Source organism: Cellulomonas avistercoris (assembly GCF_014836445.1).
Classification (GTDB): domain Bacteria; phylum Actinomycetota; class Actinomycetes; order Actinomycetales; family Cellulomonadaceae; genus Cellulomonas; species Cellulomonas avistercoris.
The window spans coordinates 33,719-58,758 of the sequence record NZ_JACSQV010000020.1 but is presented as its reverse complement, the minus strand read 5'-3'; the positions used below and the strand labels follow the sequence as shown (position 1 = coordinate 58,758).

The following is a 25,040-nucleotide window of genomic DNA, read 5'->3' as shown; positions in this document are numbered from 1 at the left end:
CGGGGACGGCCCCGGCGCCGGCCGCGGGGGGGGCGGAGGGCGACGGGTCGTCGGGCAGGGCTGTCGCGTCGTCCTTCGTGGGCACCGCTGGAGTCTACGGGCGGCTCAACGGCGCTCCTCGCGCTGCTTGCAGGTCACGCAGAGCATCGCGCGCGGGAACGCCTGCAGGCGCGCCTTGCCGATGGCCTGCCCGCAGGACTCGCAGACCCCGAACGTCCCTGCGGCCAGGCGGTCGAGGGCGTGCACGGTCTGGTCCAGCAGGTCCCGCGTGTTGTTGACCAGCGTGAGCTCGTGCTCGCGCTCGAGCGCGGACGAGCCGGAGTCCGCCTGGTCGTCCCCGGCACCGTCACCGGAGTTGCGCAGCAGGTCGGAGAGCTCGGCGTCGGCCGCGATCAGCTCGGAAGCGAGCCGTTCACGGTCGGATGCGAGGTCGTCGGCGACCTCGTCGATCTCGCTGCGGGTCCACGGCACCTCCCCCTCCCGCACCGGTAGGAGACCCACCAGTGCGTTCCGCAGCTCGTCGGACCCCATCGTCAGTGTGCTCAATGCGTCGTTCATGATCACGGACGTTCCCCCCGTCTCGAGTTCCGCGACTGTATGCGCGTCTGCGTCCGGGCACAACAGCACGGATCGGACACCCCCGGGAGCGGCGACACGCCGCGCCGACCTGCGGGTGCCCACATGTGCAGAGAGGAAGCACGAGGGCCGCGCGGGGCCCGTCGTCACGACGTCCGCGGGGAGTCCGCAACCGGGCGCGCCGACGCCGCCGGGGACGGGCACGCGTCCCCGGCGGCGGAGGTCGGTCAGATGCTCTGGCTCTCCGGCACGGGCTGGCCCTGGCCCGACCGCGGCGGCAGCGCGTTGCCGCGGTTCTCCAGGTCCCCGAGGAGGTTCTCGAGGTAGCTCTTGAGCCGCGTGCGGTAGTCGCGCTCGAAGACGCGCAGCTCGTCGATCTTGCGCTCCAGGAGCGAGCGCTCCTGCTCGAGCTGGCCGAGCGTGCGCTGCGACGTCTCCTCCGCCTCGCGCACGATGCGGTTGGCCCGGGTCTTGGCCTCGTTGATGAGCCGGTCCGACTCCTCCTGGCCGCTGCGCACGTAGTCGTCGTGCAGCTTCTGCGCCAGGGCGAGCATGCCGGTGGCCGACTCGGGCTCGTTGCCGCGCACGGGCGCGGACGCCGACGTGACGGGCGGCTGGGCCAGCGCGGGCACGGGTGCCGGCTGCACGGGCGCGGGTGCCGGCGTCGGCTCCGGCGTGGGCTCGGGCTTCGGCGCCGGGGCCGACTGCTGGGCACCGGCCCGGCTGAGCTCGGCGATGCGGCGCTCGGCCGCGGCCAGCTTGGTCTTCAGGTCGTCGTTCTCGCCCTGGACGTCCCGCAGGGTGTTGACGACCTCGTCCAGGAAGTCGTCGACCTCGTCCTGGTCGTAGCCTTCCCGGAACTTCGTCGCCTGGAACTTCTTGTTCAGGACGTCGTCTGCGGTGAGCAGTGCCATCGTCGTCACCTCTGTCGGTCGTACTGGCTCTGGCCGGCGGTAGTCAGTCCACCGACCACCTCGGGCCACGGTAGCGGAGAATCCGGGCGGCGCACGCCTCCCGTCACTCCCGTGCAGCGCGCTGCGCCCGGCGTGTCGGAACCCGCGCCGCGGCGTGTCGCAGAGTTGCTCACACCCCCCCGAGGACGGACAGCAGCAGGGAGCAGGTCAGTGCGAGGACGAGGAACGCGAGGTCCAGACGCACCGACCCGAGCGTGAGCGGGGGCAGGAACCTGCGCAGCAGGCGCAGCGGCGGGTCGGTCACGGAGTACGTGACCTCCGCCACCACCAGGGCGATCCCCGTCGGCCGCCAGTCCCGTGCGAAGAACTGGACCCAGTCCAGCACGAGGCGCACGAGCAGCAGCAGGAAGAAGACCAGGACGACCAGGTAGAGCAGGCTACGGATCAGGTCCACGCGTCAGCTCTGGTTGTAGAAGCCGGCGCGTGCCGCTGGTTCCGGGGTGCTCGTGGCGTCACCGGCGAGCTCGACGTGGGCGGGCGAGAGCAGGAACACCTTGCTCGTCACGCGCTCGATCGCGCCGTGCAGGCCGAAGATGAGGCCGGCCGAGAAGTCCACGAGCCGCTTGGCGTCCGCGTCGTCCATGTCGGTCAGGTTCATGATGACGGGCGTGCCCTCACGGAACGCCTCACCGATCTTGCGCGCGTCGTTGTACGAGCGCGGGTGGATCGTCGTGATCCGACGAAGGTCACCCGCCTCGCGGGGTGCGGGTGCGGCCTGCACCCGCGGCGTGCGGTGCAGGGGCATCACCTGCGCCTCGTAGGTGTCCTCCGGCACGGCGACCTCCGCCTCCTCGTACTCCTCGAGGTACTCCTCGTGGTCGGACCGGTCGTCGGCCAGGCCGAGGTACAGCATCGTCTTGCGCAGCGCTCCGGCCATCGCGTCGTCTCCCATCCGCCGGGCCTCCCCGACTCGTGCGGCCCGCCTGACCACCCGGGCACCGCCGGTCCGGCCGGTGCCGGTGCGGTGCGGGGGTGGTGTCGAAACGTCCCAGCGCTGGTCACGCTAGCAACGGGTGGCAGCGGCGGCGCGGCGACACGCGGGCGTGTCGCGACCGGCGTGCGGACGTCACCCGCCGGGTGGACCGGCCGCCGGGAGCAGGCGCACGACACCGGCGGACCGTCCGGTCGCCACCGCACGCTCGTGCACCGCCCGCCGGTGGGAGTACAGCGCCGGGTCGGCGTAGGTGTCGCGGCCGTCGACGTGGACCGACGCGACGCCGCACCGCAGGAGCACCGCGCGCACGCCCGCCGCGAGGTCGACCGCAGGCGTCCCGCTCGCGGTCCGGGACGCCGCCTCGGGCACCACCGCGGCGACGTCGTCGCGCATGCCGGACGGCACCTCGTACGACGCGCCCGCGATGCACGGGCCCACCGCCGCGACGACGCGACCCGGGTCGGCGCCCGCACGCACCATCGCGTCGAGCGTGGCCTGCAGGACGCCGGCGACCAGTCCGGGCCGCCCGGCGTGCGCGGCGGCCACGACGCGCGCGACGGGGTCGGCGAGCAGGACCGGCGCGCAGTCGGCGACGTACACGCCCAGCGCCACGTCGCAGGACGGCGTCACGAGCCCGTCGCCGCGCGCCCCACCGTCGACCGCGTCACCGACGACCAGGACGTCGGCGCCGTGGACCTGCGTCGCGAAGACCACGGGGACACCGACCCGCCGCTCGAGGGCCCGTCGGTTGGCCACCACGACCTCGGGGTCGTCACCGACGTGCAGGCCGAGGTTCAGGCCCTGCCACGGACCCGTCGACGCGCCACCGGTGCGGGACGTGAACCCCGCGAGCACGCCGGGGCCGAGCGGCACGACGTCCAGCAGGACGTCGGCCGTCGGCCCCGGGATCTCGCGCACGGCTCTACTTGAGGAAGTCCGGCACGTCGAGCTCGTCGCGCTCGCGCCGTGCGTCCTCGGCGAGCACGCGCGGCACCTCGAGCGAGCCCGTCGCGGGGGCGGGCTCACCCTGCGTCGACAGGAACGCGGGGACCTCGCGCTGAACCTCGCCCGGGCGACCGGGACGGCCCGTGCCGACCGGGACCAGGTCCTCGTCGGGCACCTGGACCGGACGGGGGCTGGGCACCGAGGAGGCGCTCGGCAGGCTGGTCACCGGGGCGACGGCCGGGATCTGGCGCGCGGTCGCACCGCTGACCTGGCCGAGGGCGCGCGCGTCGCGCCGGACGACCGGACCGCCGTTGTCGAAGCCGGCGGCGATGACCGTGACCCGGACCTCGTCGCCGAGCGCGTCGTCGATGACCGCACCGAAGATGATGTTGGCCTCGGCGTGCGCAGCCTCCTGCACGAGGCGTGCGGCCTCGTTGATCTCGAACAGACCGAGGTCCGACCCGCCCTGGATGGAGAGCAGGACGCCGTGCGCCCCGTCGATGCTCGCCTCGAGCAGCGGCGACGAGATCGCCATCTCGGCCGCCTGGACCGCACGGTCCTCGCCGCGAGCGAAGCCGATGCCCATGAGCGCCGACCCCGCGCCCTGCATCACGGACTTCACGTCGGCGAAGTCGAGGTTGATGAGCCCGGGGGTGGTGATGAGGTCGGTGATGCCCTGCACGCCGGACAGCAGCACCTGGTCCGCGGAGTGGAACGCGTCGAGGACCGAGACCGACCGGTCGGAGATCGACAGCAGCCGGTCGTTCGGGATGACGATGAGCGTGTCGACCTCGGCGCGCAGCGCGTCGATGCCCGCGTCGGCCTGCACCGAGCGCCGCCGGCCCTCGAACGTGAACGGCCGCGTCACGACACCGATGGTCAGGGCGCCCAGCGAGCGCGCGATCCGCGCGACGACGGGCGCGCCGCCCGTCCCCGTGCCGCCGCCCTCGCCCGCGGTGACGAAGACCATGTCGGCGCCGCGCAGGACGTCCTCGATCTCCTCGGCGTGGTCCTCGGCGGCCTTCTTGCCGACCTCCGGGTCGGCACCGGCGCCGAGCCCGCGCGTGAGCTCACGACCGACGTCGAGCTTGACGTCGGCGTCGGACATGAGCAGCGCCTGGGCGTCCGTGTTGACGGCGATGAACTCGACACCCTTGAGGCCGACCTCGATCATGCGGTTCACGGCGTTGACGCCGCCCCCGCCGATGCCGACGACCTTGATGACCGCCAGGTAGTTCTGCGGAGCTGCCACGGTGGGTGCCTCTCGTTCGCGGGTCGCGGCGTGCCGGGCCGCTGGTGCTCGTCCCGACACGCGGGACGCGGGTCGTGCTGGTGAACCTTCACCCTCAGGTTGAGGGTTAGAGTTATGTCAGATGTGCTGTCGAGTCGTGACGCTAGGTCGCGTGCCGCATCGGATCAACGACCGCCGTGCGCGTGTCGTGGGTTGGTCGTGCTCGCGTGGTCCCGAGACGCGCTGCCGCGCCGCCGCACGCCGCTCACCGCGTGATGGGCATGCGCGGGGCCGACACGTCGAAGACCTGCGCGCCGCCCGCCTCGGGCGCCGCCCGCAGCGCCGCCAGCACCGCGATCTTGAGCGGCGTCTCGTCGGCGCTCCCCCAGTCGATCCGCGGACCGCCGTCGCGCAGCTGCATCGTCACGGTGTCCTGCGTGCGCGCCGCCACCGACTCCACCTGCGCGAGCAGGTCCGGCGGCAGCTGTTCGAGCACGCTGAGCACTGCCGACAGCGCGCGCTGGTCCCCCACCGGGACGTCGACCACGGGCAGCCCCGCGGGCGCCGCGTCGGCACGGCCCACCTGCACGCCCTGCTCGTCGAGCAGCGCGATGCCCGTGGCGGGCGCCTCCTCGGGCACCGCCGCCACCGGCTCGCGCGACACCAGCTGCACGGCCAGACCGCGCGGCCAGTCCCGCACGACCCTCGCCTCGCGCACACCCGGCACCTCGAGGACCTCGTCCCGCAGCCCGACGGTGCCCAGACGCGGCAGCGGCGTGCCCGACCGCTCGGCGACGACGGCCAGCACCTGGTCCACGGCGACGACCGTGCCCGCGCCCGTGACCTCGACCTGGTCCGGGTCCAGCGCCAGCACCGGTGAGAGCAGGAGCAGCCAGCCGAGGCCACCGACGCCCACGACCGCGCCCGCGACGCCGAGGACCTGGCGGCGCGCGATGTTGCGGCGCGCCCGCGCGCGCTCGGCGAACCGCTCACGTGACGTCGTGGAGACGACGGCCGGACGCACGGGGCCGGAGAACCGGCTCGTCGTGTAGGTGGTGACCGTGCGGGTCGGGCCCGTCGGGGGTGCGGCCGCAGCGACCCGGGGCGTCGCCGCGCGGGCCGGCGTCGGCGCCGCGTCCTGGTCCCGGCGCGCCGGGCCGCCGGGCGGCGGCACGGCAGGGCCGGACCCGGTACGGGGGCGACGGTCGGCAGGCCGGGGGGCGGGCGCGCGCTGCGCGGCGACGGCCTCGGTCGGCGCGCTCGTCGGCGGCGGACCCTCCGTCGGCGCGGGCCGGCGGCCGGCGGCGCGGCGGGGCGCGGCCGGGCGGGCGGCGGCAGGGCGTGCGGCGGCGGGGCGTCCCGGGCGCGGGGCCGGCGGACGCGGCGGGCTCACGGCCGGGCACCGTCCGGACGCCCCGGCGCGGCGGACCCGTGCTCGGGCGCCTGCGGGCCGCGCTCCGGCGCGGGCTCCTGCCCGGTCGGTCCGTCCGGCGCCGTGCGCGCGCCGTCGAGCGCCGCGAGCTCGCCGAGCACCACGCCGGCCAGCTCGGTGACGTCGCCCGCCCCGACCGTCAGCAGCAGGTCGCCGGGCCGCGCGAGCGCCGCGACGGCGCGTGCGGCGGCCGTGCGGTCGGCCACGAAGACCGCCTTGCCCGGCGTGGGCACGTGGTCCGCGACGAGCGCACCCGTGACCGACGGGTCGGGGTCCTCGCGCGCCGCGTAGACGTCGGTCACGACGACCGCGTCCGCCAGGTCGAACGCCACGCCGAACTCGCGGGCGAACGTGCGGGTCCGCGAGTACAGGTGCGGCTGGAACAGCGCGAGGACGCGACCGTCGTCCGCCACCTGCCGCGCGGCACGCAGCAGCGCCGCGACCTCCGTGGGGTGGTGCGCGTAGTCGTCGACGACGCGCACGCCGCCGGCGGTCCCGCGGTCCTCGAACCGCCGTCCCGTGCCGACGAAGTCGTCCAGCCCTGCCGCGGCCGCCGCGCTGCTCACCCCGACGCGCCGCAGCGCGCACCAGGCGGCCGCCGCGTCGAGCGCGTTGTGGGCGCCCGCGACCTGGAGGTGCAGCGTGACGGGCGGCTCGTCGCCGGGCGTCAGGACGACCTGCCACCTGCCGTCCTCGGTCCGCCGGCTCTCGCCCACGTGGACGTCCGCCGCGGGCGTGGTCCCGTACGTGCGAACCGCGACGCCACGCTCGGCCAGCCGCGCGCGCGCCGCCGCGACCAGCCGCACGGCACCGGGATCGTCGGCGCACGCCACGAGCAGGCCACCGTCCCGGACACGGTCCGCGAACCGCTCGAACGCCGCCTCGAACCGCTCCTGCGTGCCGTAGTGGTCCAGGTGGTCCGGCTCGACGTTGAGGACCACCGCGACGAGCGGCTCGTAGGCGAGGAACGACCCGTCGGACTCGTCGGCCTCGGCGACGAACGGCCCCTCGCCGTGCCGCGCACCCCCGAGGGTGCCGGACGTCGCGCGCACGACCCCACCGATCGCGAACGAGGGGTCGGTGCCGGCGTGGACCAGCGCGGCCGCCACCATGCCCGAGGTCGTGGTCTTGCCGTGCGCGCCCGCGACCGCGATCGCGTCGCGGTCCGCCATGAGCGCGGCCAGGGCCTCCGAGCGGTGCAGCACGGGCAGACCACGCTCGCGGGCGCGGACGACCTCTGGGTTCGTCGACCGCACGGCCGAGGAGACGACGAGGGTGTCGACGCCCTCGACGTGGGAGGCGGCGTGGCCGACGTGGACGTCGACCCCCGCGGCGCGCAGGCCCGCCAGGGCGGGGCCGTCGTGCGCGTCCGACCCGCTGACGCGCAGGCCGCGAGCCGCGAGCAGCGGCGCGACGGCCGACATCCCGGCACCGCCGACGCCGACGAGGTGGACCCGTCCCAGGTCGGACAGCGCGACCGGGCCGCGCTCACCGGGGTCCGCGACGGCCGGGGTGTGCGCCGCCGTCGTCGGCCGGGGCGGGGCCGACGCACGGACGTGCGCGGGCAGCTGCGCCTCGACGAGGTCGGCGACGCGCGCCGCACCGTCCCGCACGCCGACGCCGGCCGCGGCCTCGCCCATGCGGGCGCGCTCCGACGCGGCGTCACCGCTGCCGAGCAGCGCCGCGACGTGCTCACGGACCCAGGCGGGCGTCAGCTCGCGGTCCTCGACGAGGATCCCGCCGCCCGCGGCGACCACGCCGGCCGCGTTGAGGCGCTGCTCCCCGTTGCCGATGGGCAGCGGGACGTACGCGGCGGGGATGCCGAGCGCGGCCAGCTCGCACACCGTCCCGGCGCCCGCGCGGCCCACGACGACGTCCGCGACGGCGAGCGCGCGGTCCATCGCCGTCAGGTACTCGACGACGTGGTACCGCTCCGCGCCGGGGACGCCGACGAGCGACGCACGCACCTCGTCGGCCTTCCCCCGTCCCGTGAGGTGCAGGACCTGGGCACCGGTCGCCAGCAGCGCGTCGGCCGCCCCCGCGACGGCGCGGTTGACGCTCACGGCACCCAGCGAGCCGCCCGTGACGAGCAGGGTCGCGAGCGCGGGGTCCAGGCCGAGCACCTCGGCCCCGGCGCGGCGCGTCGCGACGGGGTCGGACGCGCGCGCGGTGAGCAGCTCCTGCACGGCGGTCCGCAGCGGCAGCCCGGTGACCTGGGCCCCCGGCAGCGCCGTACCCGGGAACGTGACGGCGACCGCGGCGGCCCACCGCGCACCGACGCGGTTCGCCAGGCCGGGCCGCGCGTTCTGCTCGTGCACCACCACGGGGATCCCGCGACGGCGGGCCGCCAGGTACGCGGGCGTCGCGACGTACCCGCCGAACCCGACGACGACCTGGGCGTCGATCTCGTCGATGGCGTCGCCGGCGGCACGCACCGCGGCACGCAGACGACCCGGCAGGCGCAGCCAGTCGACGGTGGGGCGACGCGGCAGCGGGACGCGCGGGACCACGGCCAGGTCGTAGCCCTGCTCCGGGACGAGGCGCGCCTCGAGGCCCTCGGCGGTGCCCAGGACCGCGAACCGGCCGCGCGGGTGGCGGCGGCGCAGCTCGTCGGCGACCGCGAGCAGCGGGTTGACGTGCCCCGCGGTGCCACCACCGGCCAGGAGCACGGATGTCGCGTCAGCCACGGGTCCGTCCGATCACGGCGAGGGAGCGGCGCACCACGGAGGCGCGTGCGGCGAGCGCCTCGGCGGCGCCCGGCTCCGAGCGGGCGAACGACAGCAGCAGCCCGAGCGCCGCCATCGTCATGATGAGTGCCGAGCCGCCCGCGGACACCAGCGGCAGCGGCACGCCGATCACGGGGGCCAGGCCGATGACGACCGCGATGTTGACGACCGCCTGCCCGATGATCCAGGCGAACACCCCGGCGGTGGTGATCTTGACGAACGGGTCCGGGTGCCGGCGCATGATGCGCACCATCCCGAACGCGAGGAGCGCGAACAGGCCCAGCACGAGCAGCGTGCCGACGAGTCCCAGCTCCTCGCCGAGGATCGCGTAGATGAAGTCGTTGTGGGCAGCCGGGAGGTACGACCACTTCTCGGCGCTCTGGCCCAGGCCGACGCCGCTCCACCCGCCCGTGGCCAGGCCGTAGCCCGCGTGCAGGCTCTGGTAGCACTCGTTCGTCACGTCGCAGTCGGCCGACAGCAGCGACATGATCCGGTTGACGCGGTTCTCGCTGCCGATCGTCAGCAGCGCCACGCCGCCGGCCGCGATCCCCCCCGCGAGAGCCAGCACCCGCATGGGCACACCGGCGACGAACATCGCCCCGGCGACGAGCAGGCACATGACCAGCGCTGTCCCCAGGTCGTGCCCGAGCAGCACGACGCCGATGGCGGCGCCCGCCACGGGCACGACCGGCACGAACGCGTGCCGCCACTCCCGCAGCAGCGGGAGCTTGCGGGCGAGCACCGCACCGATCCAGACCGCCAGGGCGACCTTGATGACCTCGGACGGCTGCGCCATGAACCCGGGCAGCCTGACCCAGTTGCGGTTGCCGCCCTCGCCGGCGCCGAGCGGTGTGAACACGAGCATCTGGAACGCGATGCCGAACAGCAGCGCGGGCCACGCGGCCAGCCGGACCACCCGGACCGGCAGGCGCGACATGACCAGCAGCACCGGCAGCCCGATGAGCGCGAACCGCGCCTGGCTGAGGAACACGGCGTACGGGGAGTCGCCGTCGGCGAGCGACTCGACGCTCGAGCTGGACAGCACCATGACGAGGCCGATGGCGACGAGCAGGAACGTGGCACCGAGGAGCACGTAGTAGCTCGTGACGGCCGAGTTCCAGGTACCGAGGACCGACGGGTCGCGGACCTCGGGGGTGCCGCCGGCCGGCGTCGCGGCACGGGGTGGGGCCGGGCGCACGCGCGCGGGCGCGGCGCCGCTCACGGCCGACCGTCCTGCGGCCGCTCCCGACCGGCGTCGTCGGCACCGCCCAGGGCGCGCACGGCCGCGGCGAACGCGTCGCCGCGCGCGGCGTAGGAGGCGAACTGGTCCATCGACGCGCACGCGGGTGCGAGCAGGACCGTGGTCGGCACACCGGCGGGCGCGCCGGCGGCGAGCCGGCGCGCACTGGTCACCGCGCGCGTCATCACCGGCTCAGTCTCACCGGCGTCCACCTCGATCACCGGGACGTGCGGCGCGTGTCGGGCCAGGGCCTCGCGCAGCGGCGCCCGGTCGAGGCCGATGAGCACGACGCCGCGCAGACGGTCCTCCCGGGCGCGCACGAGGTCGTCGAACTCCGCGCCCTTGGCCAGCCCGCCGGCGATCCAGACCACGGAGTCGGGCTCGAACGCCGCGAGGGACGCCGACGCCGCGTGCGCGTTGGTCGCCTTCGAGTCGTCGACGTAGGCGACGCCGTCGACGTGCCCGACGGTGACGATGCGGTGGGCGCCGGGCGCGAACGCCCGCAGCCCGTCGCGCACGTGCACGGCGTCGACGCCGTGCGCGAGGGCGAGGGCCGCGGCGGCGAGCGCGTTGCGCACGACGTGCGGCGGGACGGCGCCGGACGGGCCGGCGAGCTGCGCGAGGTCGGCGAGCGTGCCGAGCTCGGCGGCGTGCGTGTGCCGCAGGCGGGCGAAGCCGCGGTCGACGAGCACGTCCTCGACCAGCCCGACCTGCCCGACGCTCGGCGAGCCGAGCGTGAAGCCGACCGCGACGCAGCCGTCCTGCACGTCCGCCTCGCGCACGAGGTGCTCGGTCAGGGGGTCGGTGGCGTCGTACACGCACGCGACCTGCGCGCGCTCGAAGATGCGCCCCTTGTCCGCGGCGTACGCCTCGAGCGAGCCGTGCCAGTCGAGGTGGTCGGGCGCGACGTTGAGCACGGCGGCGGCCTGCGCGGCCATGGAGTGCGTGTGGTGCAGCTGGAAGCTCGACAGCTCGACGGCCAGCACCTCGAGCGCGGGGTCGACCGCCGCGAGGACCACGGGGGTCCCGACGTTGCCGACCGCGAGCGTGCGCCGGCCGGCGGTCCGCAGGATCGACTCGAGCATGCCGACGGTCGTCGTCTTGCCGTTGGTGCCGGTCACGGCGAGCCAGGGTGCGGCCTCACCGTCACCACCGTCGCGCGGCACGCGGACCTGCCACGCCAGCTCGACCTCGCTCCACACCGGCACGTCCCGCTCGCGCGCGGCCGCGAGCACCGGGTGCGAGGGCGCCAGGCCCGGCGAGGTGACCACGAGGTCGGCACCCGCCAGACCGTCCGCCACGAGGACGGCGGCATCGGCGACGTCCGCCTCCGCCGACCGCTCGTCGAACGTCACGACGTGGGCGCCGCGGTCGCGCAGGACCTGCGCGGCGGCGCGTCCCGACACCCCGAGCCCGGTGACCAGGACCGTGCGACCGTCGAACCGTGCGTCCACCTACTGCGCCACCCACTCCGCGTAGAAGATGCCGACCCCGAGCGCCACGAAGAGGCCGGCGATGATCCAGAACCGGATGACGATCGTCACCTCGCCCCACCCCGACAGCTCGAAGTGGTGGTGCAGCGGCGCCATCTTGAAGACCCGTTTCCCGGTCATCTTGAAGAACCCGATCTGGATGACGTCCGACAGCACGATGACCACGAAGAGGCCGCCGATGATGGCGCCGAGGATCTCGGTGCGCGTGAGGATCGTCAGGGCCGCGAGCGCACCGCCCAGCGCGAGCGAGCCGGTGTCCCCCATGAAGATCTTGGCGGGGCTCGCGTTCCACCACAGGAACCCGAACAGGGCACCGGTGATCGCCGCCGCGACGACGGCGAGGTCGAGCGGGTCGCGCGTCTCGTAGCAGCGCGGCCCGGCCGAGATGATGGTCTGGCAGCTCTGGTTGAACTGCCACACGCCGACGAGGACGTAGGCGCCGAACACGATCAGCGAGACGCCGGTCGCCAGGCCGTCGAGGCCGTCCGTCAGGTTGACGGCGTTCGACCAGGCCGTGATGAGGAAGTTCGCCCACAGGACGAACAGCACGAGCCCCACGGTCACGCCCGCGAACGCCAGGTCGAGGTTCGTGTCCCGGATGAAGGAGATGCGCGTCGAGGCCGGCGTGCGGAACTGCTCGTTCGGGAACTGCAGCGCGAGCACGGAGAAGACGACGCCGACCACGCCCTGGCCGACGATCTTCCACAACGGGCTCAGGCCGAGGGAGCGCTGCCGTGAGATCTTGATGAAGTCGTCGAGGAACCCCACGACCCCCAGCCCCGTCATGAGGAACAGCGCCAGGAGCGCCGACGCGCTCGGTGTCGTCCCGGTCAGCAGCAGCCCGAACACCCACCCGATGAGCGTCGCGCCGATGATGACGACGCCGCCCATCGTGGGCGTCCCGCGCTTGGTGAAGTGCGCGGTCGGGCCGTCCTGGCGGATGAACTGGCCGTACTGGCGGCGGACGAGGAACCGGATGAACAGCGGCGTGCCGAGCAGCGCCACCAGCATCGAGATGCCGCCGGAGATCAGGACGGCCTTCATGCGTCACCCGCCACGAGCCGGTCGCCGAGCCGCCACAGCCCTGCGCCGTACGAGGACTTGACGAGGACGACGTCGCCCGGGCGCAGCTCGTCCGCGAGGAACGCGGCCGCCGTGTCCACGTCGTCGACGAGCACGACCTCGTCGCCCCACGAGCCCTCGTGGTTGGCGCCGTCACGGATGGCCCGGGCGCCCTCGCCGACGACGACGGTGAGACCGATGTTCAGACGCACGACCAGCCGACCGATCGCGTCGTGCGCCGCCCGGTGCTCGTCGCCCAGCTCGAGCATCTCGCCCAGGACCGCGACGGAGCGCCGCTCGCGGCCGGCGATGACGGCGAGCGCCTTGAGGGCGGCGCGCATCGAGTCCGGGTTGGCGTTGTAGGAGTCGTCGACGACCGTCACGCCGTCGGCGCGGTCCACGACGTGCATGCGGTGCGGCGACAGCGCGTCCGCGGCGGACAGCCCCGTGGCGACGTCGTCGAGGTCCAGGCCCACGCTCAGCGCGGCCGCGGCCGCCGCGAGGGCGTTGTGCACGTGGTGCTCCCCCACGAGCCGCAGCTCGACCTCGCGCTCGTGGCGCTCGCGCCCCACGACGTGCACGAGCCGGAACGACGCGCGGCCGACGGCGTCGAGCCGCACGTCCTCGACGCGGACCTCGGCGTCGGGCGCGGCGCCGAACAGCACCACCCGCCCGGGGGCGACGGCGGACATCGCGCGCACCCGGGGGTCGTCGCCGTTGAGCACGGCCGTGCCGCTGGGCACCAGGCCCGCGACGATCTCGGCCTTGGCGCGGGCGACCCCGTCCACGCCGCCGCCGAAGCCGCCCAGGTGCGCCTGGCCGACGACGAGGACGACCGCCACGTCCGGCGGTGCGATGTCGGTCAGGTACGTCAGGTGGCCCGGCCCGCTGGCGCCCATCTCGAGCACGAGGAAGCGCGTCTGCTCGTCGGCCCGCAGCACCGTCAGCGGCAGCCCGATCTCGTTGTTGAAGGACCGCACGGGCGCGACCGTCGGACCGGCCGCGCCGCAGATCTGGGCGAGGACGTCCTTGGTGGTCGTCTTGCCGACGGACCCCGTGATGCCGATGACCTGCAGGCCGCTGCCCCCGGGCATCGAGGCCGCCTCGCGCAGGCGCACCAGCACCTCGCGGGCGAGGTCTCCCAGCGCCCGCTCGACGTCGGGCACGACCACGCAGGGCAGGCCGGGCAGCTCGCGCGCGGCGAGCACGAGCGCGGCACCGGCGGTCACGGCGCCCGCGGCGAAGTCGTGCCCGTCGACGTGCTCACCGGGCAGGGCGACGAACAGCCCTCCGGGGAGCACCTCGCGGGAGTCGGTGACGACGGGTCCGGTCACGACGTGCTCGGGACCGATCCCGCTCAGCGTGCCGTTCGTGGCGGCCGTGATCTCGGCCGCGGTGAGGGCGATCACGCGTGCAGCTCCCGGCCCTCGGCGTGGGCGGCGAGGAAGACGTCACGGTCGTTGTAGCGGTGGAACACCCCGGCGATCTCCTGGGTCGGTTCGTGGCCCTTGCCCGTGACGATCACGGTGTCGTCCGGACCTGCCAGACGAAGGGCGTCGCGGATGGCCTGCGCACGGCTGGACGCCTCGTGCACGTCGGCCAGGTCGGGGCGCACGTCGCGCACGCCCGCGAGGATGGCGGCCCGGATGGACGCGGGGTCCTCCGAGCGGGGGTTCTCGTCGGTGACGACGAGCACGTCGGCCAGGCGCGCGCCGATCTGGCCCATGATCGGGCGCTTGCCGCGGTCGCGGTCGCCGTCCGAGCCGTACACCAGGACGAGCCGGCCGGGCGTGATGGGGCGCACGGCCTCCAGCGCCAGCACCAGCGCGTCGGGCGTGTGCGCGTAGTCGACGAGGCACAGGGGCCAGCCGTCCCCGCGCTCGACGACGCGCTCCATGCGCCCCGGGATGGCGTGCGCTCCCGCGACCGCCTCGATCGCGGTGGGCAGCGGGACGCCCGCGGCGTGCGCGAGCACGATCGCGAGCGCGGCGTTGGAGACGTTCACGAGGCCGGGCAGCGGGCTGTGCGCCTCGTGCCGGGCACCGTCGGGACCGCGCAGGACGAACCTCGAGCCGACGCCGCCGAGGCCGATGTCGGCCTCGACGACCGCCCAGTCCGCGTCCTGCGCCTCGGGGGCGCCGACGTGCGTGCTGACGGTCTCGACCGGGATCGGCGCCTCGGCGGCGAGCCGGCGGCCCCACACGTCGTCGACGACCACGACGCCACGGCGCGCCTGGTCCGCGGCGAACAGGCGGGACTTGTCGCGGAAGTAGCCCTCCATGTCGCCGTGGAAGTCGAGGTGGTCGCGCTGCAGGTTGGTGAAGCCGACGACGTCGAAGCACAGGCCGCGCACGCGTCCCAGCGCGAGGGCGTGCGACGACACCTCGGTGGTCAGGGCTCCCGCGCCGCGCTCGTGGGCGACGGCCAGCAGCGCCTGGAGCACGGGTGCCTCGACGGTCGTGCGCGGACTCTCGACGGCGTCGTCGCCGATGCGCAGCTCGACCGTGCCGAGCACGGCGGTGCGTGCGTGGTGCGCGCGCATCGCGGCGTCGACGAAGTACGTCGTCGTGGTCTTGCCGTTGGTCCCGGTCACACCGATCGTCACGAGCCGGGACGCCGGGTCGCCGAGCGCCCAGGCCGCGACCGGTCCCGCCAGGGCGCGCGGGTCGTCAGCGACCAGCACCGGCACGTCCGGGGGCACGGACGCGACGCCGTCGGGGTCCGTGAGGACGGCCACGGCGCCCCGCGCCACCGCGTCCGCGGCGAACCGCGCACCGTGCACCTTGAGCCCGGGCACCGCCACGAAGAGGTCGCCGGGCTCGACGTCGCTGCTGGACATCGTCACGCCGGTGAAGGTGCGGTCGGTGGTCGCGGCACCGGCGGTGCGCAGGTCGAGAGCGGCGGCGAGGTCGTCGACCCTGCGGACCTGTGGGCGCTCGGGACGGAGCCGGCCCAGGGGGGACGTCATGGGGATGAATCTACCCCGCCCGCTCACTCCCACGTCGCAGGGAACAGCGTCGCCGGCGCCCCCGACGGCGCGATGCCGAGCTGCTGCAGGGCGTAGCCCGTGACGGTCGAGAAGACCGGCGCGGCGACGGTCCCGCCGTAGATCGACGTGCGCGGGTTGTGCAGGATCACCGCGGTGACGACCTGGGGGTCGTCCACCGGAGCCACCCCGATGAACGACGCCGTGTACCCGCTCGGGTTGAAGCGCTGGGCCGTGCCGGTCTTGCCCCCGACGCGGTAGCCCGGGATCGCGCCCTCCTTGCCCGTGCCCTCCACGACCGTGCTCTCCATCATCGACAGGACCGCCTGCGCGGTCTGCGGCGAGACCACCGTCACGGACTCCGGCTGCGGCTGCGCGGTGTACTGCCCGTCCGGCGACGTCCACCCCGCGATGAGGCGCGGGGGGACCCGCACGCCGTCGTTCGCGATGGTGGCGAAGACGCTCGCGGCCTGCAGCGCGTTGACCGAGACCGCCTGGCCGAAGAGCACGGCGAACTCGTCACGGCCGTGCCAGTCGGCGGGCGTGCGCAGCAGGCCGGGCGACTCGCCCGGCATCTCGATCCCGGTGCGGCTGCCGAAGCCGAACGCCGACAGGTAGTGGTAGCGCTGGTCCTTGGTGAGCCGCTGCCCGATGGCCACGGTCCCCACGTTGGAGGACTCCGCGAAGACGCCGGTCGCCGTGAGCCTCTGGACCGCGTGGTCGTGCGAGTCCTTGATCGTCTCGCCGTGCGGCGTCGTCCAGCGGTCCGCGACCTCGAACTGCTCGGTCGGCTGCACCAGCCCTTCCTGGAGCGCGGCCGCCATGGTCACGACCTTGCCGGTCGAACCGGGCTCGAAGACGTCCGACACGCTCCTGGACAGCGCGGTCGTGGCCTGGGCGCCGGGCGTGTTCGGGTCGAAGGCCACGGACTCGGCCAGCGCGAGCACCTGGCCGTTCGGGCGCATCACGACGACCGCACCGCCGTCCGCGCCGGTCTCGGCCACCTTCGCGCGCAGCTGCTCCTCGGCCTTCCACTGCAGGTCGGAGTCCAGCGTGAGGCGGACCGACCGACCCTCCTGCGCCGGGTGCGCCTCGCTCAGGCCGCCGGGGATGGGCTGGCCGCCCTTGCCGCGCTCGAACCGCTCCTGCCCGGGGGTGCCCTTGAGGTCCTCGTGCAGGGCGAACTCGAGGCCCTGGAGCCCCTCCCCCTCGGAGTTCACGAACCCGACGATGTTGCCCGCCACCGTGCCCTTGGGGTACACGCGGTCTGCCACCTTCTCGACCCCGACGCCGTCGAGCCGCAGCGCTCGCACCTCGCGCGCGACGTCGGGCAGCACGTTGCGCGCGACCACGACGTAGCCCCGCTCGCCCACGAGGTCGCCGCCGAGCTCGGCGGCGTTCAGCCCCAGCACAGGGGCGAGCCGCGAGGCCACGCCCGCGGCACCGTCCAGGCCGTCGGAGGAGCCGCGCGCGCGGTAGCCTGCCACCTGCTTCTGGTTGACCGTGACGTGGTACCGCTCGACGGACGTCGCCAGCACGACGCCCTCGGCGTCGGTGATCTCGCCGCGCGCGCCGAGCACCTGCGCGGTCGTCATCCGCTTCTCCCGGGCCTCCTGGGCGACCTCGGGGCCGGCGATGCCCTGGACGTACACGAGACGTCCGGCGAAGGTCACGAGCACGAGCGAGAGCACCACGACGAGCCCGATCATCCGCCCGCGCGACGCGACGACGGCCTGCGGGGCGGTCGGCGGCGCGGGCGGTCGCGACGCGGTGCGTGGTACCGCGGCCGACGGGGTGCGCCGCGCCGGGACAGCCGCCCGCTCGCCGCGCGACGCCGCGGGCGTCCGGCGACGCGGCACCGTCCCGCTGCGCTCCTCCACGCCCCCCACCGTGCCACGCGCGGTCGCCCGGGCCGGCGCGACGCGCGGCTCCGCGTCGCCGGGTCGCCGTCGTGCCGCGGGCGCGCGCGGGACCACCGGCTGGCGGCGCGCGGCCGCCTGCCGGGCCGTCGGCTGGCCGGCGGCCGAACGGGTCGACGGCTGCCGCGTGGTCGACCGGGCGGACGGCTGCCGGGCGGCGGCGCGACGGGCGGCGGGCGTGCCGGCGGGCGTGCCGCCGGGCGGCGGCGTGCTCATCCGCCGGCAGGTGCCGGGGCCCCCTGGACGCTGCCGTCCGCGAGCCGCAGCCAACCGGTGCCGTTCGCCTCCACCATGCCGAGACGGCGCGCCTCGGCGGCGAGCTGCGTCGGGGACGACCGCGCGTCGTGCTGCGCCACCAGGTCCATGCGGTCCTGCCGCAGCCGGCCGAGCTCGTTGGACAGCTCGTAGCGCTCGAACGCGAGCGAGGCCATCTGCGTGTTGAGCAGCAGGGCCGCGAGCAGCGCACCGGCGAGCACGGCCATGCACGCCAGCACGAAGGGCGCGCGGGAGCGCGCCTGGGGCGGTGCACCGACGACGCGCAGACGCGGCGGCGGCGCGACGGCGGGGCGCGCCGGCAGCGGGTACGCACGCGCAGCACCGGTGCGGGCGGCGGCCTGGGGCAGGGCGCTCATGCGGCTCTCCTCGGGGTGCGCAGGTGGTCGGGGGTGGGACGCAGCCGCTCGGCGGCGCGCAGGCGGACGGACTGGGAGCGGGGGTTGCGGGCGAGCTCGGCCTCGTCGGCCTCCTCCGCACCGCGGGTGAGCAGACGCAGGTACGGCGTGTGCGTCGCCGGCTCCACCGGGAGGTCCGGCGGCGCGCTCGACGTCGCACCGACGGCGAGGGCGCGCTTGACGAGCCTGTCCTCGAGGGACTGGTACGACTCGACGACGATGCGACCACCGACCGCGAGCGCCTCGATCGCGGCCGGGAGCGCCCGCTCGAGCGCGGCGAGCTCGCCGTTCACCTCGATGCGCAGCGCCTGGAAGGTGCGCTTGGCGGGGTGGCCCCCGGTGCGACGCGTGGCCGCGGGCACGCCGGCGCGCACGACGTCCACGAGCTCGGACGTGCGCGTGAACGGTGCGTGCTCGCGCCGCCGCACGATGAGGCGGGCGATCCGCGGCGCGAACCGCTCCTCGCCGTACACCCGCAGCACGCGCGCGAGGTCGCGCTCGTCGTAGGTGTTGAGCACGTCGGCCGCGGTCGGACCCGTGGTGGGGTCCATCCGCATGTCGAGCGGGGCGTCGTGGGCGTACGCGAAGCCCCGCTCGGCCTCGTCGAGCTGCAGGGACGAGACGCCGAGGTCCATGAGCACGCCCTGCACCGCAGGCAGGCCGAGACCGTCCAGGACGTCGCCGATCTCGTCGTAGACCGCGTGCACGCCGGTGAAGCGGTCACCGAACGGGGCCAGCCGCGCGCTCGCGAGCGCGAGCGCCTGGGGGTCCCGGTCGATGCCGACCACGCGGACGTGCTCGAGCGCACGCAGGACGCCCTCGGTGTGGCCGCCCATGCCGAGCGTGCAGTCGACCAGCACGGCCCCCGGGGCGTCGAGGGCGGGCGCGAGGAGGTCGATGCAGCGCTGCAGCAGCACGGGCACGTGCCGCGAACCGGCGTCGGACTGCTCGTTCATCGATCCCCCTCTCGTCTCGCTGCCTGGTGCCGGTGTGACAGGTGCTGCTGGTGTGGCTGGTGATACACGGAGATGGCCGAACGGTCCCTCCACCGTCCGGCCAGATCCCCCACCGACCCTCTGGCGCCGGGGAAGTGGCGTCAGAACGGACGGGGGGAGGTCTCGTCGGGCGGAGCGAGGGTGCGGGTCGGGTGCGGGCGGCGGCTCCGGCCGCGGGTGGGACGGCGGACGGAGCGGGCGGTCGGACGGGAACGGGGGGCGACGCAGCGGCCAGGGCCGACGAACGACTCAGAACGGGCCGTTCGGGAAGACCTCCTCGGTCGTGTCGGCGTAACCCGCCTCCTGCTCGGACAAGTAGGTCTCCCACGCGGTGAGGTCCCAGATCTCCACGCGGGTACCGGTGCCGATGACGGCGACGTCCCGGTCGAGGCCGGCGTACGTGCGCAGCATCGGCGGGATGGAGATGCGGCCCTGCTTGTCGGGGAGCTCGTCGCTGGCCCCGGACAGGAACACACGGAGGTAGTCGCGTGCCTGCTTGCTCGTGACGGGCGCGGTCCGCAGCTGGTCGTGCATCCGGCGGAACTCGTCCATCGGCAGCACGAACAGGCAGCGCTCCTGACCGCGCGTCATCACGAGGCCCCCCGCGAGCTGCGGACGGAACTTCGCCGGGAGGATGAGGCGGCCCTTGTCGTCGAGACGCGGGGTGTAGGTGCCCAGGAACGGCGCGAAGGAGCCGTAGGCGCCTGTCGAGTCATACGACACCTCACTCCCCTCCTGGTCGTCTGCAACCCCTGGTCGAGGGCCTCTCGCGGGGCCGGTCCCGGCACTGCGGACCGCCCCGTGATCGAGCCGGCTCCCGGTCTCTCCACGTGCCTCCACGGTACTCCACTTCCCTCCACCACCGTCTTGTCAAGAGCCCAAGTTCACCCGTCTGATGCGCGTTGATGCAGGTCAGGGAGGTGGAGCGAAGTGGAGGGCTCCGCGCGTCACAGCGCCCGGGACGACGGTCCCCCGCGGGCCAGGTCCGGACGAACCGGGCTGCACCACCCCAATCCGGCGCCCCCGAGGGCCCCTGTCCACCCCGCGGGCACGATTCCGGGGAGGGAAGTGGAGGAGCCCGCGCGCAGGGCACGGGGTGACAGGCGCTGCGCCGAACGGGTGCGTGCGCGGCGCGGACGCCGCGAGAACTCCCGCGCGGACGTCGCGCGGGGCGGCGACCGCGCGCGGCGCGGGTGAACCTCGCCCCGTCGGGCGCCCGGCGTGCGTACTCTCGTCCCAGTCCGCCGAGGGAGTCGCACCCATGCAGTCACTGCCGTCACCCGTCGAGCTCGAGAGGCTCGTCGACACCACCAACCGCCTGCGGGCCGGCATCGAGTCGGTGATCACCGGGCGACCGGAGCTCATCCGGACCTCGTTGGCGGTCCTGCTCGCCGAGGGGCACCTGCTCCTCGAGGACGTCCCGGGGGTCGGCAAGACGACCCTGGCGAAGGCGATCGCCCGCAGCATCGACGCCCAGGTCGGGCGCATCCAGTTCACACCGGACCTGCTGCCGAGCGACCTGACGGGCGTCAACATCTTCCGCGCGCAGACCCACGAGTTCGAGTTCCGTCCCGGACCGGTCTTCGCGCACGTCGTCATCGGCGACGAGATCAACCGGGCGTCCCCCAAGACGCAGTCCGCCCTGCTGGAGTGCATGCAGGAGGCGCAGGCGACCGTCGACGGCCGCACCTATCCCCTGCCCCGGCCGTTCCTCGTCATCGCGACGCAGAACCCCGTCGAGATGGAGGGCACCTACCCGCTGCCCGAGGCGCAGCGCGACCGCTTCATGGCGCGTCTGACGGTCGGGTACCCGAGCGTGGACTCCGAGCTCGACATGCTGGACCTGCAGGAGGACACCGACCCGTTCTCCCGCATGCGCCCGGTCACCGACGCCGCCGCCATCCAGGGGTTCATCGACATCGCGCGCCGGCTCTACGCCTCCCCCTCCGTCAAGCGGTACATCGTCGGCCTGGTGACGGCGTCGCGCGAGGACGCCGGGCTGCGCCTCGGCGCGTCGCCCCGCGCGTCCATCCAGCTGCTGCGCGCGGCCAAGTCCCTCGCGGCGATGTCCGGCCGCGACCACGTGCTCCCCGACGACGTCCAGGAGCTCGCGGTCCCCGTGCTCGCGCACCGGCTCCTGCCGAGCACCGAGTCGCGGCTGTCGGGCCGCACGACGCAGGACGTCGTCACGGACATCGTCGCGCGCACCCCGCTCCCGGCCGCCGAGCCCGTCGCACGGGCACGGCGCGCACTGGGCTGATGCGCAGGCGTCCGACGGCGCGCGGCTGGGCTCTGGCCGCCGCGGGGGTCGTCGCGCTCCAGGTCGGCATCGGGCTCGGCTCCCTCGACCTGGTGCGCATCGGCATCCTGCTGCTGGCCCTGCCCGTCACGGCGTTCGTCGCCGAGATCGCGCTGGACGCGGCGCGCGGCCGTCGGGGCCTCGAGGTGCGACGCGAGGTCCGGCCCGATCCCGTGCACGCCGGCCAGGACGCCGACGTGCGCGTCGACATCGTCGCGACCGACCGCTCCGGACGAGCCCGCCTGGCCGGCCTGCGCTTCTCCGAGCAGGCCGCGGTCGAGCTCTCCGGCGGTCGTGCGCTGCGTGCGCGCGTCACGCGCCGCGCGGACCACGCCACCGTGCGCTACCCCGTGCACGCGAGCCAGCGCGGACGCTGGCCGCTCGGGCCCCTCGTCGTGACCCGGACCGACACGTTCGGCGTCGTCCGTTCGCGCACGACCCTCGGCGCCGAGTCGCAGGTCGCCGTGTGGCCGGCCGTCGCGGCCCTGCCCGCGCCGTCCGACGTGCTCGTCGGGGAGCCGGACCGCGTGGCGCTCGGGGCGCGCACACCGTCCACGGACGACGCGAACCTGCGCGACTACCGCGAGGGTGACGACCTGCGCCGCGTGCACTGGAGGTCCAGCGCCCGGCGCGGCACGATGCTCGTCCGGTCGGACGAGCGGGCCGGCATGCGGCCGGTGTCGGTGCTGCACGACCTGCCCGTGCGCACGGCCACCACCGAGTGGACGATCTCGCTCGCGGCGTCCATCGCGCTCGCCATGCTCGACAGCGGTCACCCGGTGCGTCTCGCGGCGGCCGGCCCGCCCGTCGGGCCCGGGGCGGACGCGGTGCGCAGCTGGGGGTCGTACGTGCACGCCCGGCAGGGTCCCGAGTCGCGCGCCGCGCTGCTCGACCTCACGCTGGACCTGGTACCGGCTCGCACGTCGACGGAGGCGGAGGTCGCGTTGCTCGATGCGGTCCGCATGCTCGACACGTCGCAGGCTGCCGGGGAGATCGTCGTGGCGGTCGTCGGTCCCCTGTCGCCCGCGGGCTGCGGTGCGCTCGCGCACGTCGGTGACGCCGCCCAGGGCTGGGCGGTCGTACGCGCCGACGGTCGGCACGCGGGCGATGCCCGCGACGCCCACCACACCGCCACGGTGCTGCGACGCAGCGGGTGGCGCGTCGCGCAGGCGACGACCGGCGAGAGCCTCGTCGAGTGCTGGCTGCGGCTGCTGGGGAGCGCGCGATGAACCCGACGCCCGAGCAGGGCGCACGGGCCGTCCTCGGGGCGGTGCTGTGCGTCGTCGCGACGTGGTCGAGCCTGCTCGCGCTCACGGGCCTGGTCGCCGGCAGCCGCTGGTTCGCGGTCGCCTCCCTGGCCGTGCTCGTCGTCGCCGCGGCCACCACGCTCACGCGTGCCGCCACCCGCCGCTGGTGGGCGCCGACCGCCGTCGGTGGCGCCGTCGCGCTCGTGGGGCTGGTGCTGCGGTACGGCGCCCCTCCCGGGCGCCCGCAGTTCCTCCCCGACGCCGACGCCGTGGGGCGCGCCTGGGCCACCGCCCGCCAGGGCGTCACGGTGGTGAACGACTCGTTCGTCCCCATGCCCGACGTCCGGCCGGGAGAGATGCTGCTGGTCGTCGGCGGCCTCGCGGTGTACCTGCTGCTCGACGCCGCGGTGCTCGCGCTGCGCTTCCCCGCGGTGGGCGGGCTGCCGCTGCTCGCGCTGTGGGTCCCGGCGATCACGCTCGGCTTCCCCGCCGGCGCGGCGCCCATGTTCTGGACCGCCGCCGCCTACCTGGCCCTGCTCGCGTACGGCGCGGCACCGCTGCACGCCCACGCGGGCCGGTCGCAGCGCGTCGGCACCGCCGCCATGGCGGCCGTGGCGCTCGCGGGCACCAGCGTCGTCGCCGGGCCGCCCCTCATGGACGTCCCCGGGTGGGCCAGCGTGGCGCTGCCCACGTTCGGCGACGGCCCGGTGGGACCGCTCGAGCTCAGCGACGACCTCGACCTGCGCGAGAGCCTCGGCACCCGCTCGGCGCAGGTCGTGCTCACGTACCGGGTGACCGACCCGAACCGGCCGGCCGAGCCGGCGACGGACGGCACGGGCGACGCCGCGGCCGCCGAGGACGCGGCGACGAACGACCCGGACGCCACGCCCACCGCCCCCGCGACGCCTGCCGTCGACGCACGGCTCGTCGGACCGCTGCGCGCCTTCACCATGTCGACGTTCGACGGGCGGCTGTGGGAGCGGACCGACAACGAGGGCCTCGAGGACTGGGACCGTGCGTCGCTGCTCTCGTCCGACCCGAGCCTGCTCGGCACGCCGCCCGACCCCGCCGCCGGGACGCTCGCACAGGTGGACCTCCAGGTCGGCGCGCTGCGCGAGCGTCGGCTGCCGGTCAGCACGTTCGCGCGCACGGTCGCCGTCGACGGGCAGTGGGGCTACGACGCCCTGCGCGACGAGGTCGTGGGCCAGCGGTCCACCGGGGACGGGCTGACCTACTCGATGCTCGTCCAGGTGCCCACGCTCACGGCCGAGGACCTGGAGGCCACGGGCGTCGGCACGCCGGCGGACGCCGAGCAGTACACGGCCCTGCCCGCCACCGAGCACGCCGAGGAGATCGCGGCCCTGACCGCCGAGCTGACCGCCGACGCGGACAGCCCGTACGAGCAGGCGCTGGACCTGCAGACCTGGCTCCGGTCGGCGGCGAACTTCACGTACGACACGCGTGTCCCGCCCGCGCGCAGCACCGACGCCGTCTGGGACTTCCTCGAGGACCGCCGCGGGTACTGCGTGCAGTTCGCGACCGCGATGGCGATGATGGCGCGCACGCTGGACATCCCCTCCCGCATCGGCGTCGGGTTCCTGCCCGGCGAGCGGACCGAGGATGACACCTACGTCGTCACGGGCCGCCTGGCGCACGCGTGGCCCGAGCTGTACTTCGACGGGCTGGGCTGGGTGCGCTTCGAGCCGACGCCCGCGTCGCAGAGCGGACCGCCCCCCGTCTGGGCCGACCCGTTCACAGGTATCACGGCGCCCGGGTCCATCCCCGACGAGATCGGTGCCAACCAGCCGGGTTCGCTCCCCAGCCCCGCCGCCACGGCGCCGTCGACCGCACCCACGACGGTCACGGAGGAGCAGAGCCCCTGGACGGCCGTGGCCATCACCGCCGGCCTCGTCCTGCTGGTGGCCGGGGCGGCGCTGGTCGTCCTCCTCCTCGTGCGACGCCGGCGGCGCCGCGTCATGACGCCCGAGGACGCCTGGAGAGCCCTGCGCCGGGACCTCGCGCGCGTCGACGTGCGGTGGTCGGACGCGACGAGCCCGCGGGGCGTGGTGCGCCAGGTCGAGCGGTCGATCGGCGTGCGCAGCGGTGGTGAGCTCGACGCGTCGGCACGCGAGGCCCTCGACAATCTCGCGCGTGTCGTCGAGCGCGCGCGCTACGCGCCGTCACCCGCCGAGCACCGTCCCGAGGACCTGGACTCCTGGGTCCACGAGGTCGGCGACGGGGTGCGCGCGGCGCTCGCTCGAGACGGCGCGCGCACACCGGCGACGACGGGCGCCTGAGCCTGCTCCGGTC

At 75.1% G+C, this 25,040-nt stretch carries 20 protein-coding genes; 3 read left to right on the top strand and 17 right to left on the bottom strand.

Annotation, left to right across the window (positions count from 1 at the left end):
* Positions 1 to 105 precede the first annotated feature (105 nt).
* The 17 genes from H9657_RS17775 to mraZ all read right to left on the bottom strand — a co-directional run bounded on the left by H9657_RS17775 (position 106) and on the right by mraZ (position 19,907).
* On the bottom strand, positions 106 to 558 hold the full coding sequence (locus H9657_RS17775) for a TraR/DksA family transcriptional regulator (RefSeq protein WP_191784767.1): 453 nt from the start codon (positions 556 to 558) through the stop codon (positions 106 to 108).
* A gap of 245 nt (positions 559 to 803) precedes the next feature.
* On the bottom strand, positions 804 to 1,490 hold the full coding sequence (locus H9657_RS17770) for a DivIVA domain-containing protein (protein WP_191784766.1): 687 nt from the start codon (positions 1,488 to 1,490) through the stop codon (positions 804 to 806).
* Between the two features lie 169 nt (positions 1,491 to 1,659).
* Positions 1,660 to 1,944 (bottom strand): YggT family protein, encoded by a 285-nt coding sequence (locus tag H9657_RS17765; RefSeq protein WP_191784765.1) that lies wholly within the window; start codon positions 1,942 to 1,944, stop codon positions 1,660 to 1,662.
* Positions 1,945 to 1,947: 3 nt separating this feature from the next.
* Complete coding sequence (locus H9657_RS17760; RefSeq protein ID WP_191784773.1) at positions 1,948 to 2,427, bottom strand: cell division protein SepF; 480 nt, start codon at positions 2,425 to 2,427, stop codon at positions 1,948 to 1,950.
* A gap of 189 nt (positions 2,428 to 2,616) precedes the next feature.
* Entirely contained in the window at positions 2,617 to 3,402 is a 786-nt protein-coding gene (pgeF, locus tag H9657_RS17755) for a peptidoglycan editing factor PgeF (protein WP_318241582.1), read from the bottom strand.
* A 4-nt stretch (positions 3,403 to 3,406) separates the two neighbouring features.
* Positions 3,407 to 4,681: a cell division protein FtsZ gene (gene ftsZ / locus H9657_RS17750; RefSeq protein ID WP_191784764.1), complete on the bottom strand. Its 1,275-nt coding sequence runs from the start codon at positions 4,679 to 4,681 to the stop codon at positions 3,407 to 3,409.
* A 244-nt stretch (positions 4,682 to 4,925) separates the two neighbouring features.
* Positions 4,926 to 6,053 carry a cell division protein FtsQ/DivIB gene (locus H9657_RS19780; protein WP_318241581.1) on the bottom strand — a complete coding sequence of 376 codons (1,128 nt, stop codon included), beginning with the start codon at positions 6,051 to 6,053 and terminating at the stop codon, positions 4,926 to 4,928.
* Complete coding sequence (murC, locus tag H9657_RS19775; RefSeq protein WP_191784763.1) at positions 6,050 to 8,779, bottom strand: UDP-N-acetylmuramate--L-alanine ligase; 2,730 nt, start codon at positions 8,777 to 8,779, stop codon at positions 6,050 to 6,052. Before murC ends, H9657_RS19780 begins: the two co-directional genes overlap by 4 nt.
* Positions 8,772 to 10,040 (bottom strand): putative lipid II flippase FtsW, encoded by a 1,269-nt coding sequence (gene ftsW / locus H9657_RS17735; RefSeq protein ID WP_318241580.1) that lies wholly within the window; start codon positions 10,038 to 10,040, stop codon positions 8,772 to 8,774. The genes murC and ftsW overlap by 8 nt, the downstream gene beginning before the upstream one ends.
* Positions 10,037 to 11,512, bottom strand: a complete 1,476-nt coding sequence (murD, locus tag H9657_RS17730) for a UDP-N-acetylmuramoyl-L-alanine--D-glutamate ligase (protein WP_191784762.1) — start codon at positions 11,510 to 11,512, stop codon at positions 10,037 to 10,039. Before murD ends, ftsW begins: the two co-directional genes overlap by 4 nt.
* Complete coding sequence (gene mraY / locus H9657_RS17725) at positions 11,513 to 12,595, bottom strand: phospho-N-acetylmuramoyl-pentapeptide-transferase (protein ID WP_191784761.1); 1,083 nt, start codon at positions 12,593 to 12,595, stop codon at positions 11,513 to 11,515.
* On the bottom strand, positions 12,592 to 14,022 hold the full coding sequence (locus H9657_RS17720) for a UDP-N-acetylmuramoyl-tripeptide--D-alanyl-D-alanine ligase (protein ID WP_191784760.1): 1,431 nt from the start codon (positions 14,020 to 14,022) through the stop codon (positions 12,592 to 12,594). The genes mraY and H9657_RS17720 overlap by 4 nt, the downstream gene beginning before the upstream one ends.
* Positions 14,019 to 15,581, bottom strand: a complete 1,563-nt coding sequence (locus tag H9657_RS17715; RefSeq protein ID WP_191784759.1) for a UDP-N-acetylmuramoyl-L-alanyl-D-glutamate--2,6-diaminopimelate ligase — start codon at positions 15,579 to 15,581, stop codon at positions 14,019 to 14,021. Before H9657_RS17715 ends, H9657_RS17720 begins: the two co-directional genes overlap by 4 nt.
* A gap of 23 nt (positions 15,582 to 15,604) precedes the next feature.
* Positions 15,605 to 17,734 (bottom strand): peptidoglycan D,D-transpeptidase FtsI family protein, encoded by a 2,130-nt coding sequence (locus H9657_RS17710; RefSeq protein WP_191784758.1) that lies wholly within the window; start codon positions 17,732 to 17,734, stop codon positions 15,605 to 15,607.
* Entirely contained in the window at positions 17,731 to 18,150 is a 420-nt protein-coding gene (locus tag H9657_RS17705) for a hypothetical protein (protein ID WP_191784757.1), read from the bottom strand. Before H9657_RS17705 ends, H9657_RS17710 begins: the two co-directional genes overlap by 4 nt.
* The gene (gene rsmH / locus H9657_RS17700; RefSeq protein ID WP_191784756.1) at positions 18,147 to 19,145 is read right to left on the bottom strand and encodes a 16S rRNA (cytosine(1402)-N(4))-methyltransferase RsmH; all 999 of its coding nucleotides are present in this window, start codon (positions 19,143 to 19,145) and stop codon (positions 18,147 to 18,149) included. The genes H9657_RS17705 and rsmH overlap by 4 nt, the downstream gene beginning before the upstream one ends.
* 288 nt (positions 19,146 to 19,433) lie before the next feature.
* Entirely contained in the window at positions 19,434 to 19,907 is a 474-nt protein-coding gene (mraZ, locus tag H9657_RS17695; RefSeq protein ID WP_191784755.1) for a division/cell wall cluster transcriptional repressor MraZ, read from the bottom strand.
* Between the two features lie 538 nt (positions 19,908 to 20,445).
* Between mraZ and H9657_RS17690 the strand changes: the two genes are divergently transcribed.
* From H9657_RS17690 to H9657_RS17680, 3 genes are read left to right on the top strand one after another with little or no spacing between them, the layout of a single operon-like run.
* Complete coding sequence (locus H9657_RS17690; RefSeq protein WP_191784754.1) at positions 20,446 to 21,444, top strand: AAA family ATPase; 999 nt, start codon at positions 20,446 to 20,448, stop codon at positions 21,442 to 21,444.
* Entirely contained in the window at positions 21,444 to 22,712 is a 1,269-nt protein-coding gene (locus tag H9657_RS17685) for a DUF58 domain-containing protein (RefSeq protein ID WP_191784753.1), read from the top strand. Before H9657_RS17690 ends, H9657_RS17685 begins: the two co-directional genes overlap by 1 nt.
* Positions 22,709 to 25,027, top strand: a complete 2,319-nt coding sequence (locus H9657_RS17680) for a transglutaminase family protein (protein ID WP_191784752.1) — start codon at positions 22,709 to 22,711, stop codon at positions 25,025 to 25,027. The genes H9657_RS17685 and H9657_RS17680 overlap by 4 nt, the downstream gene beginning before the upstream one ends.
* The last annotated feature ends 13 nt before the right edge of the window (positions 25,028 to 25,040 follow it).

Bases quoted from the DNA above. Each gene is read 5' to 3' on its own strand.
- H9657_RS17775 (WP_191784767.1), bottom strand. From the start codon at position 558: ATGAACGACGCATTGAGCACACTGACGATGGGGTCCGACGAGCTGCGG.
- H9657_RS17770 (WP_191784766.1), bottom strand. From the start codon at position 1,490: ATGGCACTGCTCACCGCAGACGACGTCCTGAACAAGAAGTTCCAGGCG.
- H9657_RS17760 (WP_191784773.1), bottom strand. From the start codon at position 2,427: ATGGCCGGAGCGCTGCGCAAGACGATGCTGTACCTCGGCCTGGCCGAC.
- mraY (WP_191784761.1), bottom strand. From the start codon at position 12,595: ATGAAGGCCGTCCTGATCTCCGGCGGCATCTCGATGCTGGTGGCGCTG.
- H9657_RS17715 (WP_191784759.1), bottom strand. From the start codon at position 15,581: ATGACGTCCCCCCTGGGCCGGCTCCGTCCCGAGCGCCCACAGGTCCGC.
- H9657_RS17710 (WP_191784758.1), bottom strand. From the start codon at position 17,734: ATGAGCACGCCGCCGCCCGGCGGCACGCCCGCCGGCACGCCCGCCGCC.
- H9657_RS17705 (WP_191784757.1), bottom strand. From the start codon at position 18,150: ATGAGCGCCCTGCCCCAGGCCGCCGCCCGCACCGGTGCTGCGCGTGCG.
- rsmH (WP_191784756.1), bottom strand. From the start codon at position 19,145: ATGAACGAGCAGTCCGACGCCGGTTCGCGGCACGTGCCCGTGCTGCTG.
- H9657_RS17690 (WP_191784754.1), top strand. From the start codon at position 20,446: ATGCAGTCACTGCCGTCACCCGTCGAGCTCGAGAGGCTCGTCGACACC.
- H9657_RS17685 (WP_191784753.1), top strand. From the start codon at position 21,444: ATGCGCAGGCGTCCGACGGCGCGCGGCTGGGCTCTGGCCGCCGCGGGG.
- H9657_RS17680 (WP_191784752.1), top strand. From the start codon at position 22,709: ATGAACCCGACGCCCGAGCAGGGCGCACGGGCCGTCCTCGGGGCGGTG.